16 protein-coding genes are annotated in these 14,185 nt (G+C 63.8%); 10 read left to right on the forward strand and 6 right to left on the reverse strand.

Annotated elements, in window-relative coordinates; all coding sequences use genetic code 11:
• Positions 1 to 66: 66 nt before the first annotated feature.
• Together HY26_RS16650 and HY26_RS16655 are read left to right on the forward strand one after the other, a co-directional pair.
• Complete coding sequence (locus HY26_RS16650; RefSeq protein WP_197020278.1) at positions 67 to 498, forward strand: nuclear transport factor 2 family protein; 432 nt, start codon at positions 67 to 69, stop codon at positions 496 to 498.
• Positions 495 to 1,013: a GNAT family N-acetyltransferase gene (locus tag HY26_RS16655; protein ID WP_034766870.1), complete on the forward strand. Its 519-nt coding sequence runs from the start codon at positions 495 to 497 to the stop codon at positions 1,011 to 1,013. Before HY26_RS16650 ends, HY26_RS16655 begins: the two co-directional genes overlap by 4 nt.
• Here HY26_RS16655 and HY26_RS16660 read toward each other — a convergent pair.
• Complete coding sequence (locus HY26_RS16660; protein WP_146740266.1) at positions 1,010 to 2,719, reverse strand: bifunctional diguanylate cyclase/phosphodiesterase; 1,710 nt, start codon at positions 2,717 to 2,719, stop codon at positions 1,010 to 1,012. The genes HY26_RS16655 and HY26_RS16660 overlap by 4 nt on opposite strands.
• Before the next feature lie 162 nt (positions 2,720 to 2,881).
• Here HY26_RS16660 and hisB point away from each other — a divergent pair, with 162 nt between their 5' ends.
• The 3 genes from hisB to HY26_RS16675 all read left to right on the forward strand — a co-directional run bounded on the left by hisB (position 2,882) and on the right by HY26_RS16675 (position 6,107).
• Entirely contained in the window at positions 2,882 to 3,478 is a 597-nt protein-coding gene (gene hisB, locus HY26_RS16665) for an imidazoleglycerol-phosphate dehydratase HisB (RefSeq protein WP_112074156.1), read from the forward strand.
• Positions 3,479 to 3,604: 126 nt separating this feature from the next.
• On the forward strand, positions 3,605 to 5,428 hold the full coding sequence (gene ftsH, locus HY26_RS16670; protein WP_112074157.1) for an ATP-dependent zinc metalloprotease FtsH: 1,824 nt from the start codon (positions 3,605 to 3,607) through the stop codon (positions 5,426 to 5,428).
• A gap of 382 nt (positions 5,429 to 5,810) precedes the next feature.
• Positions 5,811 to 6,107, forward strand: a complete 297-nt coding sequence (locus tag HY26_RS16675) for a hypothetical protein (RefSeq protein ID WP_112074158.1) — start codon at positions 5,811 to 5,813, stop codon at positions 6,105 to 6,107.
• A 68-nt stretch (positions 6,108 to 6,175) separates the two neighbouring features.
• Here HY26_RS16675 and HY26_RS16680 read toward each other — a convergent pair whose 3' ends face one another.
• The gene (locus HY26_RS16680; RefSeq protein WP_112074159.1) at positions 6,176 to 7,612 is read right to left on the reverse strand and encodes an amidohydrolase; all 1,437 of its coding nucleotides are present in this window, start codon (positions 7,610 to 7,612) and stop codon (positions 6,176 to 6,178) included.
• An 88-nt stretch (positions 7,613 to 7,700) separates the two neighbouring features.
• The gene (locus HY26_RS16685) at positions 7,701 to 8,018 is read right to left on the reverse strand and encodes an AraC family ligand binding domain-containing protein (RefSeq protein ID WP_112074160.1); all 318 of its coding nucleotides are present in this window, start codon (positions 8,016 to 8,018) and stop codon (positions 7,701 to 7,703) included.
• A 121-nt stretch (positions 8,019 to 8,139) separates the two neighbouring features.
• On the opposite strand from HY26_RS16685, the gene hisH reads away from it, so the two are divergent.
• The 3 genes from hisH to HY26_RS16700 are packed head-to-tail and all read left to right on the forward strand — an operon-like array spanning position 8,140 to position 10,325.
• A complete protein-coding gene (hisH, locus tag HY26_RS16690; protein WP_034766879.1) occupies positions 8,140 to 8,787 on the forward strand; it encodes an imidazole glycerol phosphate synthase subunit HisH in 648 nt (215 codons plus the stop codon).
• An 8-nt stretch (positions 8,788 to 8,795) separates the two neighbouring features.
• A complete protein-coding gene (hisA, locus tag HY26_RS16695) occupies positions 8,796 to 9,524 on the forward strand; it encodes a 1-(5-phosphoribosyl)-5-[(5-phosphoribosylamino)methylideneamino]imidazole-4-carboxamide isomerase (RefSeq protein ID WP_112074196.1) in 729 nt (242 codons plus the stop codon).
• Positions 9,525 to 9,566: 42 nt separating this feature from the next.
• The gene (locus HY26_RS16700) at positions 9,567 to 10,325 is read left to right on the forward strand and encodes a DUF4136 domain-containing protein (protein ID WP_112074161.1); all 759 of its coding nucleotides are present in this window, start codon (positions 9,567 to 9,569) and stop codon (positions 10,323 to 10,325) included.
• A gap of 122 nt (positions 10,326 to 10,447) precedes the next feature.
• Here the strand turns inward: HY26_RS16700 and HY26_RS16705 are convergent, their stop codons facing one another.
• The gene (locus HY26_RS16705; RefSeq protein ID WP_112074162.1) at positions 10,448 to 11,146 is read right to left on the reverse strand and encodes a M24 family metallopeptidase; all 699 of its coding nucleotides are present in this window, start codon (positions 11,144 to 11,146) and stop codon (positions 10,448 to 10,450) included.
• A 48-nt stretch (positions 11,147 to 11,194) separates the two neighbouring features.
• On the reverse strand, positions 11,195 to 11,959 hold the full coding sequence (locus HY26_RS16710; RefSeq protein WP_112074163.1) for a GGDEF domain-containing protein: 765 nt from the start codon (positions 11,957 to 11,959) through the stop codon (positions 11,195 to 11,197).
• 188 nt (positions 11,960 to 12,147) lie between these two features.
• On the opposite strand from HY26_RS16710, the gene hisF reads away from it, so the two are divergent.
• Positions 12,148 to 12,921 (forward strand): imidazole glycerol phosphate synthase subunit HisF, encoded by a 774-nt coding sequence (hisF, locus tag HY26_RS16715; RefSeq protein WP_034766885.1) that lies wholly within the window; start codon positions 12,148 to 12,150, stop codon positions 12,919 to 12,921.
• A 3-nt stretch (positions 12,922 to 12,924) separates the two neighbouring features.
• On the opposite strand, the gene HY26_RS16720 is transcribed toward hisF, so the two are convergent.
• Positions 12,925 to 13,740, reverse strand: coding sequence for a crotonase/enoyl-CoA hydratase family protein (locus HY26_RS16720; protein ID WP_112074164.1), 816 nt, complete (start codon positions 13,738 to 13,740; stop codon positions 12,925 to 12,927).
• 97 nt (positions 13,741 to 13,837) lie between these two features.
• Between HY26_RS16720 and hisE the strand changes: the two genes are divergently transcribed.
• Positions 13,838 to 14,185 carry a phosphoribosyl-ATP diphosphatase gene (gene hisE / locus HY26_RS16725; protein ID WP_034766889.1) on the forward strand — a complete coding sequence of 116 codons (348 nt, stop codon included), beginning with the start codon at positions 13,838 to 13,840 and terminating at the stop codon, positions 14,183 to 14,185.

The raw sequence follows: 14,185 nt of genomic DNA on the forward strand, positions 1-14,185 counted from the left end.
CTTCCCCAATAACGAAAGTTGCCCGGCCGCGGCCGAATGCTTAGGGTGCCTGCCGGAGGATACGACATGGCAAGACAACACCTGATCCCAATGACCGGCTATTCGGCGCACCTGCAGCGCTGGTTCGACTGGATGGAAAGCGATCACTCGCCGGAGGGCCTGTCCGGCCAGCTGGCCGAAGATGTCGTCTTCCGCAGCCCGGTCGTTCACACGCCGCAGGAAGGCAAGCCGGTCACGATGGCCTATCTCACCGCCGCCGGAGAAACGCTGGGCGGCGACACGTTCCGCTATGTCCGCGCTTTCGATTGCGGCGACAAGGCCGTGCTGGAATTCGAGTGTGTGATGGATGGCATCCAGGTCAACGGTGTCGACATGATCGCGTGGAACGATGCCGGACAGATCACGGACTTCAAGGTGATGGTCCGTCCGCTGAAAGCCATCCAGACCGTGCATGCCGCCATGGGCGCCATGCTAGCGAAGATGAAGGCTGGCGCGTGAACCCACCCACATTGACGACAGACCGGCTGATTCTCCGGCCTTTCGAAGAAGCTGACTACCCGCACGCCGTTGCCATGTGGGGGGATGCCGAAGTCGTCCGCTATATTGGCGGCGTGACTCGCAGCCCGCAGGATGTCTGGTTCGCGTGCGTCCGCGGCCGCGGCATGTGGGATATCAAGGGCTACGGCAACTGGTCGGTGATCGACCGCGAAACCGGCACCTATCTCGGCGAATCCGGCTTTGCCGATTTCAAGCGGGGCATCAAACCGGACCTCTCGCAATGGCCGGAAGCGGGCTGGGCCTTCGCCCGCGCCTCCTGGGGCCGGGGCATCGGCAGCGACGCGGTGAGCCTTATGCACACATGGCTGGACGAGGCCCATCCGGGCAAAAGCGTCTGCATCATCGATGAGGACAATATTGGCTCCCGCCGGGTGGCAGAGAAGGCCGGGTACATGCTCTGGACGATGTCAACGCTGCGCGACCATCCGGTCACGGTCTATCACCGGAACGCCTAGCCTGCCTTGCGGGTCGCATTGGCGCGGGTTTCCCAGCCGCGCAGCAGTTCAAGGAACCCTTCCTGCGGCAGGCCCGGGGAATAGAGGAACCCCTGCGCCATGGAACAGCCGCGGCGCGACAGGAATTCCGCCTGACGCTCCGTCTCGACGCCTTCTGCAACCGTCTTCAAGCCAAGTGTTTCCGCCATCGCGAGGATCATCTCGACAATGGCCGGCGCCTGACGGTCGGCATCCAGCGCGGAGACAAACTGGCGGTCGATCTTGAAAACGTCGAACGGCAGCTGCGTCAGCATGGAAAGGTTCGAGTGGCCCGTGCCGAAATCGTCGAGTGCCAGCTTCACGCCCAGCGCGCGCAGCGGGCGCATCACACGGTCCACCTTGGTCGGGTCGGAGACGGCCATGCTTTCGGTGATCTCGAGTTCCAGCCGTGCAGGCGGCAAGCCGGTACGCTTCAGGACTTCGAGCACCAGGTTTGTCAGGTCCACTGTCATGAACTGCCGCGGCGACACGTTGACCGCGACGGAGACATCGAAGCCCTCTTTCATCCAGACGACAGCGCATTCGCACGCCGATTCGAGGATCTGCTCACCAATCTGATTGACGAGGCCCGTTTCCTCCGCTAGCGGAATAAAGGCTGCCGGAGAAATGATCTTGCCATTGGCGCGCTGCCAGCGGGCAAGGGCCTCGCAGCCGACGATCTTGCCGGTGGCAAAGTCGACCTTCGGCTGGAACACGGCCTTGAACTCGCGCGCGGCGACAGCCTCGCGCAGCTCCGCTTCCAGCATGTACTTGCCACGGGCCACGCGGTTGAGGCGCGGCGAGAAATAACGGAAGCCGGACGCCGATTCCTGGCGCACCTGCTGGAGCGCAAGATCCGCATGCCGGAACAGCTTCTGCGCCGAGTCCGCATCTTCCGGCGCCATGACGATCCCGCCGGACATCCCGACACTGACGGACTGACCATTGATTTCGAAGGGCTGCGCAAAGGCGACACGTATGGCCCGCGCGATATTGGAGACATTCTCCCGCGTGATGGCGTTCGGCAGGAAGATCGCAAACTGGTCATTATGCAGCGCCGCGATCACCGCGCCTTCGAGGCTGGAGGCAACCGGTGCTTCAAGGCGGGACATGCAGCCGGTCAGGCGCTCCCCGACCGACTTCAGGAGCGAGTTCGTGGCGAGGCTGCCCAGCCGTTCGGCGGCCCGGCCGAACTGGTCGAGGTCCAGCAGGAAGAAAGCGGCCGGCGCATCGAAGGAAGCAAACGGCAGCTTGCGCTCGATCTCGGCCTCCAGCGCGATCATGTTCGGCAGGCCGGTCCGCTGGTCGACATAAGCGATATTGGTCAGGCGCTCGTTTTCCCGGCGAAGATGGCTGACGCGGCGCGTCACCGCCACGCGCAGGCGGCGCAGCTCCTTGAACATGACCGATTCCACGCCGCGCGGGCGAACCGGCGTCGTATCGTCCAGATAGGCGAGAAATTTCTGCAGGAAGCGCTGGAAGGAGCGGGCCAACAGGAATGCCGCACCGGCCGCGACGGTCATCGACATCAGCACGAGGCCGGCCATGACTTCCGGAGGCGAGGCAAGCTCGCTCCATGCCTTGCCCTCGACAAGAACCCGATAGGTTTGTTCCAGCACCACAACGGCAGAGAAAACGAGAATAGCCGCAATCGCGCCGGCAGTCGCGGCAAATGCCGGCAGCGTCATTGAGCCGAAAAACCGGCGTATCTGCGACAGCTTGCGCAAAGGTACCTCGCCTCGGCACACCACAGGGCGTGCGTTCCCGGGCGCACATTCCCCCAATATGTTTAGAAATCAGTGAACAAGATGCGCTAGCTGTAGCGCGATCTAAACACTATATCGGCAGCCATGACCCAGAACCGCACCGCCACCGTCAGCCGCAAGACCAAGGAAACCGACATTTCCGTTACCGTGGACCTCGACGGCACAGGAAAATCCGACATCCAGACCGGGATCGGCTTTTTCGACCATATGCTGGAAAGCTTCTCCAAGCATTCCGCCATCGACCTGACTGTGCGCTGCGACGGCGACCTGCATATCGACATGCACCACAGTGTCGAGGACACTGGTATTGTCATCGGCCAGGCCATCCTGAAGGCGCTGGGCGACTTTGCCGGCATCACTCGTTTCGGCACGGCCTATATACCCATGGACGAAACGCTGAGCCGGGCGAGCCTCGACCTCTGCAAACGGCCCTATCTGGTGTGGAAAGTACAATTCACGCGCGACAAGATCGGCGAGATGGACACCGAACTCTTCAAGGAGTTCTTCCATGCCCTCGCCGGCAATGGCGGCATGTGCCTGCACGTGGAGAACCTCTACGGCGAGAACTGCCACCATATTGCCGAGAGCTGCTTCAAGGCCACGGCCCGCGCCCTGCGCGCTGCGGTAACAGTCGATCCGAAGCTCGGCGGCAAGCCTGCCAGCACCAAGGGCAGCCTCTAAATCCCACCAAACCTGCCACAAACCCCAAAGTGCGGCGGCGTATCGTCTTTGCCTTCGGCCTGACGGCTGCCTATCATGTGGCGTGATCTGTACGTATCGTGCGATCCAGCCGCATCAGGGACCGGAATGAAGAACGACGACGAATTCCAGCTCTGGCCCTTCATGTCGCTGGTCGCGCTTTATTTCCTGATGCAGGCTCTCCTATCCGGACCGGCGGACCGGGCACGGCTGTCCTACAGCGAGTTCGAAAAGCTTGCGCGCGAGGGTCAGGTCGAGAAGGTGACGATCTCGGGGGCCACCCTCTCCGGTACGTTTCGACAGCCTGTCGACGGGAATGAACGGTTCCGGACCAGCCTGGTCGATCCAGCCCTCGCCGACCGGCTCGAAGGCATGGACGTGGAAATCGAAAATGTTCCGCCGAACCCCGTTTTCGGCGCGCTCGTGTCCATGCTGGCCCCGCTCATCCTGTTTCTGGGGCTCTATTTCTTTCTGTTCCGCCGGTCGATCGGCGCAGGCGGCGGCGCCATTTCGCTCGGGAAAAGCGGCGCAAAGATCTTTGCCGAAGAGGAAACCGGGGTCACCTTCGATGATGTTGCCGGTGTCGATGAAGCAAAGCTCGAACTCATGGAGATCATCGATTTCCTGAAGAATCCCGGTGAATATGAAAGGCTCGGCGCGCACGTTCCGAAAGGCGTGCTGCTGGTCGGCCCGCCCGGGACCGGCAAGACCCTGCTGGCCCGCGCCGTGGCCGGTCAGGCCGGCGTGCCATTCTTCTCGATCAGCGGATCGCAATTTGTCGAAGTCTTCGTCGGCGTCGGCGCTGCACGTGTGCGTGACCTCTTCACCCAGGCCCGGAAGATGGCGCCGGCGATCATCTTCGTTGACGAACTTGATGCCCTCGGCCGCGCCCGCAGCCTCGGACAGATCGTCGGCAATGATGAACGCGAGCAGACCCTGAACCAGTTGCTCGCGGAACTCGACGGCTTCGATCCCTCGTCAGGGATCGTCCTGCTGGCCGCAACCAACCGTCCGGAAATCCTCGATCCCGCGCTCCTGCGCGCCGGCCGGTTCGACCGGCAGGTCCTCGTCGACAAACCTGACAAGGCGGGCCGGATCGCGATCCTGAAAGTCCACACCCGCAAGATTCATCTGGGGCCGGACGTTGACCTTGAGCCAGTAGCATCGATGACCACCGGGTTCACAGGCGCCGACCTGGCAAACCTCGTGAACGAGGCAGCGATCCTGGCCACCCGCCGCCGGGCGGCCGCAGTTGGCATGGAGGATTTTTCCGCCGCCATCGAGCGTATTGTCGCCGGGTTGGAGAAGCGCAATCGCCTGCTCAACGAGAAAGAGCGCCGAATCGTGGCCCATCATGAAATGGGACACGCGATCATGGCCCTCGCCCTGCCGGGATCGGACAAGGTGCACAAGGTTTCCATCATTCCGCGCGGGGTCGGCGCACTCGGTTACACAATCCAGCGGCCCACGGAAGATCGTTACCTGATGACCCGGGAAGAACTGATCAGCAAGATCTGCGTGTTGCTTGGCGGACGGGCCGCCGAGAAACTGATTTTCGACGAAGTCTCCACGGGCGCCGCCGATGATCTCTCCAAGGCCACCGACATCGCGCGCAGCATGGTCGAGCGATTCGGCATGGACGAGGCACTTGGCCACATGGTCTTCCAGGAAGACCGCCCCCTCTTCCTGGACAACACAGCCGTCAGGTCACGGTCCATCAGCGAAGCCACGGCCGAACGCCTCGACGCGGCCACGGCCGACATCATCCGCGACGCATTCCAGCGCACGACGGCTGTTCTGTCGGACAATCGCGACCTTCTTGAAAAGTGCGCGCAGGACCTGCTCAAAAAGGAAACACTGGACGAAGGCGAGATTTCCGAAATCGCCAAAGCTCTGAAGACGTCTGCCGCCAGTACAGAGCGCAGCGTCTGACTCGGCGGAGGAAACGTCTTTAATTCTGCACGCCCGATGTAATCGACGGCTAGCATCCCCATATATGGGATACGGAATATTTTTTCCGTACAGATGAAAGCCAATCCGATGTCCTCCCAAAACAACAAAAACAAACAGGACCAGCCAGGAAAGCCCTCACAGCCGCAATCGTTGGAGGAAAGGCGCGCAGCACAAGCCCGCCAGCAAGGCAAGCAGGACAAGGAAATCCCCCTGAAGAACTAGTTGTTCCCGAACGCGGTCGGGCACCCCCCTACGCCTGATCGCACCCAGGGGCCGCGTCCGGACCCGCTTTCCGGATGCGGCTTCCCGTATCAATCCGGAGTCCACAGGCGTGAAAGGTGGAGACCGGAAAGGAACCACCATGACGAATCGCATTTCAAAACAACTCGTAACGTTCCGCAGCCCGTTTTATCTCGACAGTCTCGAAGAAGAATGGCCTGCAGGTAATTATACGATCGAAACAGAAGAAGAGCCTCTGGACAGCCCGTCCTTTCTCGCTTTCCGTCGGATCGCCACCACGATGATCGTCCACACGAAACGCGGTGAGCGGACGCAAACCAAGTTCATCGCCATCGACCCTGCCGAACTTGCAGACGCGTTGGCCCGCGATCAGCGGCCGCTGGACCGGGCTGACAATGAAGGCATGGCGCGCAGCTGACGCCGGCGGGCGGGCAAGCCCACTTCCCACATTTCCGCCAGCGCGACGTGTCCGGAGTTTTCCGGCCTCTATTTCCGGTAATCGAGCGGCGGGTCGCGGTCGCCCAGAAGCGAACGGTACTGATAATCCGGTCCGCGCTTCTCATCGAATTCCTTGCGGGCTTCCTCACGCAGCTTCGAATTCGTGAAGAGCTCGATCGCCGCCAGTGTCAGCGTCTTTGCCGCCACCTGCGTGCCCTTGTGGCCGATCGACGTGCCGGAGGCCGCAACCGCCTGCCAGGAGTGTGCCGGCGTGCCCGGTACCCAGGTCGCAGTATTGAGGCCCACGGTCGGCACGGCATAGGACACATCGCCCACATCGGTGGAGCCGTAGCCGAGCGAGACTTCGTAGGGCTGCACTTCGGATTCCGAGCCAAGCGGCAGGGTCGGTGTGGTCAGCGTTTCATAGATGGCTGTAGCGAAGGCCTGCTCTTCTTCGTTATAGGTAACCCCGCCGACTTCGCGGAGTTTCTCATCCATCATCTTGGCGAGTGTCTCGTTGACCAGCAGCGGGTTGTTCCCGTGGATGATTTCCCAATCGACCGTCGTGCCGGTGCCCATCGCGGCGCCTTTCGCGGCGGCCTCAAGGCGCGGCCAGATCTCCTCGACACCATCGGCGGACGGGTGGCGGACATAGTAGAAGACTTCGGCGAAGTCCGGCACCACGTTCGGGGCTGACCCGCCGGAGGTGATCACGTAATGGATGCGCGCTTCCTGCGGGATGTGCTCATGCATCATGTTGGCCATCATGTTGAATGCCTCGACGCCGTCGAGCGCCGAGCGGCCCTTCTCCGGCGCGCCCGCCGCGTGAGCCGAAAGCCCGCGGAACCGGAACTTGGCTGAGCGGTTTGCCAGCGTCGTGCGCGCGGCAGCGGAGTTGCGGTCCCCCGCATGCCAGTGCAGCGCGATGTCGACATCGTTGAAGAGGCCCGCGCGGACCATATAGACCTTGCCGCTGCCGCCCTCTTCCGCCGGCGTGCCGTAGAGCCGGATTCGGCCCGGTGTGCCGGTCTCTTCCAGCCAATCCTTGATGGCGATGGCCGCCGTGGTGGAGCCTGCCGCGAAGAGGTTGTGGCCGCAGGCGTGGCCTGCGCCCATGCCGTCTCGCTCTTCCCAGTCGGGGCTGGCAGTCTGGTTGATGCCGGGCAGTGCGTCGAACTCGGCGAGGATGGCGATGACGGGTCCGCCGGTGCCGTATTCGGCCACGAAGGCCGTCGGAATGCCGGCGACGCCTGCCTCGATGTCGAAGCCTTCGACTTTCAGCGTCTGCTGAAGCAGGCTGGAGGATTTTTCCTCCTGATAGCCGACCTCGGCCCATTCCCAGATCTGGTCCGACAGGCTGCTCGACAGCTCCGCCTTCTGTTCCACCTGCCCGATCAGTTTCCCGTCGCGGCTGTCCGGCCAGGCGGGGCCGGTGATACAGGCGGCGAGGAGCGCGGTGGAAAGAAGCGGCAGGATGGGGCGCATGGGGCAAGCTCCGGTTTTGGTCTCGAGTCTGGTGCGAACATTGGGACAGCCCCTGCCCTTGCACAAGGAAAACCGGACCGGCGGACTGTCAGACGGAGCCTTCGCGCTCGATCACGAGCACCCGTGCCTCCCCGATGGGATGGGCCACGTGCTCGTCCCCCACTCCGGCGACAAACATGTCCCCCGGCGAGAGCTGGACGATCTTTTCCTGCCCGCGCTCGCGATAGTGCATGTCGACCACGCCCTGCAGCACGACGAAGACCTCTTCGCCGTCATTGACGTGCCATTCATAGGGCTGGTCGGTCCAGTGCAGGCGCACGCTCGCCCCGTCGATGCGGGCGATATCTCGCGCCCCCCAGGCCCGGTCAGCCCGGAAGGTCTTCGTATCCTGTATGATTTCCGGCATGGATACCCTCAAGTGCAATACTGGCAGCAGCGCGAGCCTAGCCTGCTTTCCCACAAGGAAGAACCACGCCCGTGACACGAAATGCCTTTTCCTCTGCCCGCCGCCCCGCTAACACGCGCGCATGACACAGGTCGCGCTGATCGATTACGGCTCCGGCAACCTCCACTCGGCTGAACGGGCCTTGCGGGAGGCGGCGGCGCTGGCGGGAACGAGCCACGAGATTATCGTGACCGATTCCCCCGAAGTCATCCTCGAATCCACCCGCATCGTCCTGCCCGGCGTCGGCCATTTTGCCGACTGCGCCGCGGGTCTGCGCGCCCGGGAGGGCGTGGAGGACGCGCTCAACGAGGCGGTGCTGAAGCAGGCGAAGCCCTTCTTCGGCATCTGCGTCGGCATGCAGCTGATGGCGACCGCGGGCCTCGAAGACGGCTACACGGCCGGCCTCGGCTGGATCAAGGGCACGGTGGAGCTGATCGAGCCGGGCGAAGGCTTCCGCGTGCCGCACATGGGCTGGAACGGGCTGACCTTTACCCACCTTCAGCCTCACCCCGTGCTGGCCGGCCTTGGCGACGACCCGCACGTCTATTTCACCCATTCCTATGCGATGAAGCCCGACAACCCGGCCGACATCGCCGCAACCGCCGACTATGGACACCAGATCGTGGCGGCGGTGGCTCGGCGCAACATGTTCGGCACGCAGTTCCACCCGGAGAAGAGCCAGAAGACCGGCCTCAAGATCCTCTCCAATTTCCTGCAATGGGCGCCCTGAGTACACGCATGACCTTTACCCTCTACCCCGCCATCGACCTGAAAGACGGCCAGTGCGTGCGCCTCCTGCGCGGCGAGATGGACCAGGCGACCGTCTTCTCCGACAGCCCGGCGGCGCAGGCGAAATCCTTCCGGGACGCAGGCTTCACCCATCTTCACGTGGTAGACCTGAACGGCGCCTTCGAGGGCAAGGCCGTGAACCGCGCGGCGGTCGAGGCGATCCTGAAGGCCACCGATGCGCCGGTCCAGCTCGGCGGCGGCATCCGCACGCGGGCACAGATCGACGCCTGGCTGGAAGCCGGCATTTCCCGCGTCATCCTCGGCACCGTGGCCCTGCGCGATCCGGAGCTGGTGAAGGAAGCCGCCCGCGCACTGCCCGGTCAAATTGTCGTCGGCATCGATGCGAAGAATGGCATGGTGGCGGTCGAAGGCTGGGCCGAGACCAGCGACATGAAGGCAACCGAACTCGCCAAGGCGTTTGAAGGCTGCGGCGTCGCCGCCATCGTCGCGACGGACATCGGCCGCGACGGCCTGAAGACCGGCGTCAATGTTCCGTTCACGGCAGAGCTCGCGGGCACGGTCTCCATCCCTGTCATCGCCTCGGGCGGCGTCGCCAGCGTGGACGACATCCGTGCCCTGATGGCGGCGGATGCACCCATCGCGGGCAGCATCCTCGGACGCGCCCTTTATGACGGGGACATCGTGCCCGCCGAAGCGATTGCGCTTGCGAGAGGCTGACTTTCCGATAGGTTGACCGAAGGCAACCTACAGGAGTAATCCATGCTTCGGGCTTTGTCAGTGAGTGCCGCGCTGGCATCGCTTCTGGCGCTCGGCAATTGCGCCACCGCAGCCGGGCCTGATCAGGCCGCCATCCCGGAACATTATGTCTCCGCCAGCAGTTCGGCGAGCGCGGAGGCCGCCGCGGCGAAATCCTACGCGCTGGCACCGATGGACAGCCGCATCACCCCGACGAATGCCGACTTCCTCGAATATGCCGCCTATGTCGAACAGGCCTTTGGCGCCCAGGGGCTGACCCGCGCCGCGCCAAGCAGCCAGCCGGACCTGGTGGTCCTGCTGCGCTACGGAACGGGCGCGCCGGAAAAGCGCGTGCGCGTGAATGATACGGCGGAATTTGACCATGTCACCATGGCCGCCCAGGGCGTGGAATTTTCCCCGGCGGCGGCAAGCTCCGGCAAATCCTCCGCCGTCTTCGGGCCCAGCGGACGGTCCGCCGGCGCCACGTTCGCGCTCGGCTCTGAATTCGCGCCGAAGACCTACACGACCTATACGCATTTCATCCTGCTGGACGGCTATCTCGTCGACCCGGCCAAAGACGCCAGCGACTGGGAGAAAGCCTTCGAGACCGACATCGGCAGCACCGGCACCAGCGCCGACCTGCACCAGGCCTTCCCCTACATGATCGCCGCCACCCTCGACACCATCGCCACCGACACAGGCGATGTCGTCCGCACCGAAATCACGGGCACGGATGAGCGTGTGGCATACATCCGGAGCGTAGCGGGAAATTCTGCGCCTTGATCGCTAAACCGACGGCCTGAAGACCGGCGTCAATTTTCCGTTTAAGGCAGAGCTCGCGAACACCGCCTCCGTTCCCAATAGGCTCCGCGCGCTATTCCAGATGCTGATGATTCTCTGTGCTATCAGAGCCTGAGAAGCCGCTCATAAAAGCCGCCCCATTGGCGGCCCGGCTCTACGAGGTGGGCTTCTAAAATCCAGTAGCGGGGGCGGCCGAGATGGTCGGGCGTGCTCAGCGGCTGCGGGTTGTCCGGCCAGAGGCGCTGGAGGGCCTGTTCCAGCGGCCAGGTGGCGTGCGGGAACTCCCCCACGGTGTGCCCGGCGATCTTGCCGCCGAAATGATAGCCCCGCGCCTCCGCCGCGCGGCAGGCAAAGTCATAAACCTCCGCCCCCGTTACATCCGGTTTGCTGAGGGTGAAGGCGCGCATTTCCTCGAACACTTCGGGCAGCGCGGCGACCAGCGTGTGGCGGGCCGGGTCCTGCCCCATCGCATAGGTGCGGCCGACGTCGGCCTCCGCCTGTTCGAAGACGGGGCCCATGTCGACATAGACCGTGTCCTCCGGCCCGATGGTCACTTCGTCCGGCATGTCCGAGAAGATGCAGGTCGTGTTCGGCCCGGCGCGCACGAGGCGCTGGTGCCAGTTGCGCTTTATCCCGAACTGCTCGGCCGCGATGGTTTCGATGTCGCGGTCGACCTCGCCTTCGGTGCGGCCTGGTTTCATGATGCCCGCAGCCTCGATTGCGTCCAGCAGCGCGAAGGCGCGTTCCTCTGCGTCGACCATTCTTGCCCAGCGGGCGGCTTCGTCTTTTTCGTGTTCGGTCATGCCCCAGACATGAGGGGGCCTTGCCCGGGTGTCAAACCTTTCGGCGACTTACGCCACCGCCACCACTCGCGGCCCGGCGGTTGCCGTCTTAACCGCGCAGTTCTTGCCGCGGGCCTTTGCCTCGTAGAGCGCATGGTCTGCCCGGCTGAGTTGTGAGGAAAGATTCTCCGCAGCTTCCGCCACACACCAGCCGAGGCTGATCGTCACCGGCAGGTTTCCCGGATGCCGGTGTTCCACGGCGCGCACCAGCGCCTCGAACCAGATGCGCGCGGCGGCCTCGCTGGCGAACGTGCCCGCGACGGCGAATTCCTCCCCGCCAAGCCGGGCCAGGATGATGCCGTCCGAGGCAAGGTCTGCCAGCGCGGCGGCCAGCCCTTTCAGCACCCGGTCACCCGTATCATGGCCGTGGGTGTCATTGATGCGTTTGAAATTGTCGATGTCGGCAATGGCGCAGGCGAAAATGTCGGTGCTGCGATGCGCGTCGGTCTGCAGCGTCCCTGCCCGCGCGAAAAAGGCGCGGCGGTTCGGCAGGCCGGTCAGTTCGTCATGATTGGCCAGCTGGTCGTTCAGCGCCGCCAGCCGCTCGGCCCGGATCTGGGCGCGCAGGACGAAGAAGCTGCAGGTCGGCGAGATCAGGGTCGGCAGCACGACGCAGGAAATGTAGATGTCACGCAAGCGGATGACGGGGTCGATCTGCAGCCAGACCCAGACGGGGAAGACGGTGAAGAAGATCGAGCCGATCGTGATGATCGCCCCGAGCCTGACCGCCCGGCGCACCTCGCGCGGCGGCATCCAATCCCGTCCCAGTCCCATGCCTCGCCTTATGCAGTTTCCTGCTTAAGGGGCCGTCCAGAAGGTCTGTGAAATTTGATCTATTCATGGTCCATACATGGTCTATTCACGGTGTTTACACGGTGCCGCGTCCCCGGAGGGGGTGTTGGATAAGTTGTGGGACAGATCGCAGCTTTGCGGGGCGGACTTTCCCGGCTAAAGCCATGCCCATGAGCCTCAAGACCCGCATCATCCCCTGCCTCGACGTGAAAGACGGGCGTACCGTCAAGGGCGTCAACTTCGTGGACTTAAAGGACGCGGGCGACCCCGTCGCGCTGGCCAAGGCCTATGACGCGCAAGGCGCAGACGAGCTCTGTTTCCTCGATATCACCGCCAGCCACGAAGGCCGCGGCACCCTGCTCGACATCGTCTCAGCGACGGCAGAACAGTGCTTCATGCCCCTGACGGTGGGCGGCGGCGTGCGCAGCGCAGACGACCTCGTCGCGCTGCTCCGGGCCGGGGCCGACAAGGTGGCGATCAATTCCGCCGCGGTCGCAGACCCTTCCGTCATCTCCCGCTGCGCCGCCAAGGCCGGGCGCCAGGCTGTCGTCGTCGCCATCGATGCGCGGCGCGTCAATGACGAGGAAGGCGGCCATTGGGAGATCTTCACCCATGGCGGCCGCACGGCCACGGGCATCGACGCGGTGGCGTTCGCAAAGGAAGCCGAAAAGCGCGGTGCCGGCGAGATCCTGCTGACCAGCATGGACAAGGACGGCACCAAATCCGGCTATGACATCCCGCTGCTGAAGGCGGTCACATCTGTTGTAAACATTCCGGTTGTGGCCAGCGGCGGCGCCGGCAGCGTGGACGACATGCCAGCCGCCGTGCTGGACGGCGGGGCGAGCGCTGTGCTCGCCGCCTCGATCTTCCATTTCGGCGAAGCGACCGTGGCAGACGCCCGGCGCGCATTGCATGCCGCCGGGGCGCCCGTCCGCCCGTTCTAAATTTTATTCCGCGAAGACGGGTTTGCGCTTCTGCATCTCGGCCATCACCGCTTCCATCTGGTTGGGCGTGCGGATGACTTTCAGCTGTTCGGTGCTTTCCAGCATCAGGAGGTCTGCGTCCGACAGCTCCGCCATCGCATTGCACAGCGTTTTGGCGCCGCGCATTGCGGCCGGGTGCTTGTTGGCGATGATCTTGGCCAGTGCCAGCGCGTCCTCCAGCGGCGTCTCGGAGACGTGCGTGGCAAAGCCCATGGCGTGCGCTTCGCGGCCATTGAACTCCCGGTTGGTATAGGTCAGCTCGCGGATCACATCGTCGCGCGCATTGCCCCGCCACAGGGGGAAGCCGGCCATGTCGGGCACCAGGCCCCACTTCATTTCCATGATCGCACAGCGCGTGTCCGGATGGATGAAGCGCACGTCCGCGCCTGACAGGATCTGGAACCCGCCGCCGAAGGCCACGCCGTGAGCGGCCGCAATCACGGGCACTTCCAGCTTCCGCCAGCCCCAGGCGACGTATTGGGCGAGGTTTGCATCGCCGAAGGCCCGCGTGGCAAGGTCGCCCGTTGCGCCGCCTTTTTTCTTCTCCCCATCGCCGGAGGAATTACCTGACATGCTGGACAGGTCGAGGCCCGCACAGAAGGCCCGCCCCTCCCCTGACAGCACGACGCAGCGCAGGCCCTTTGTGCCGTGCAGCTCCTCGATCGTGTCGGCCAGCGCCTTGAACTGGGCAGGGTCGAGCGCATTCATCTTGTCGGTGCGCACCATACGGACATCGGCGATGCCGTCTTCAAGATGCGTGATCGTCACCCGGTCGTTCATCTGGAATCCTCCTCGTTTCAGGTAAAAGTGACGCGGTGGCGGCCTGCGTCAAGCGGGCAGGCTTCCTCCCCTCGCGGAAGGAGAGTATGGAGGCCCCATGTCTATTCTCGGATCCGCCGACCGCCTCGCCGAAGCCCTCGCCCATCTGGGCATGACCATCGATACGCGCGCCGAAACGGGCGACGCGAGCGCGTCCTGGACGGCAAAGCTGCTGTCGAAAGGCGTCGGCGCCTGCGCGGACAAGGCGGAGGAAGAAGCCGGCGAATTCATCCAGGCCCTGCGCGAAGAAAGCAATGAACGCGTCGCCAGCGAAGCCGCCGACATGCTCTATCACGCCCTTGTTGCCCTGCGCGTGCGCGGTGTCAGCCTCGACGATGTGGCGACTGCGCTGGAGAAACGGCAAGGTACAAGCGGGATTGTGGAAAAGGCGAGCCGCAAGGACTGA

Source organism: Hyphomonas sp. GM-8P, assembly GCF_003263315.1.
GTDB lineage: Bacteria > Pseudomonadota > Alphaproteobacteria > Caulobacterales > Hyphomonadaceae > Hyphomonas.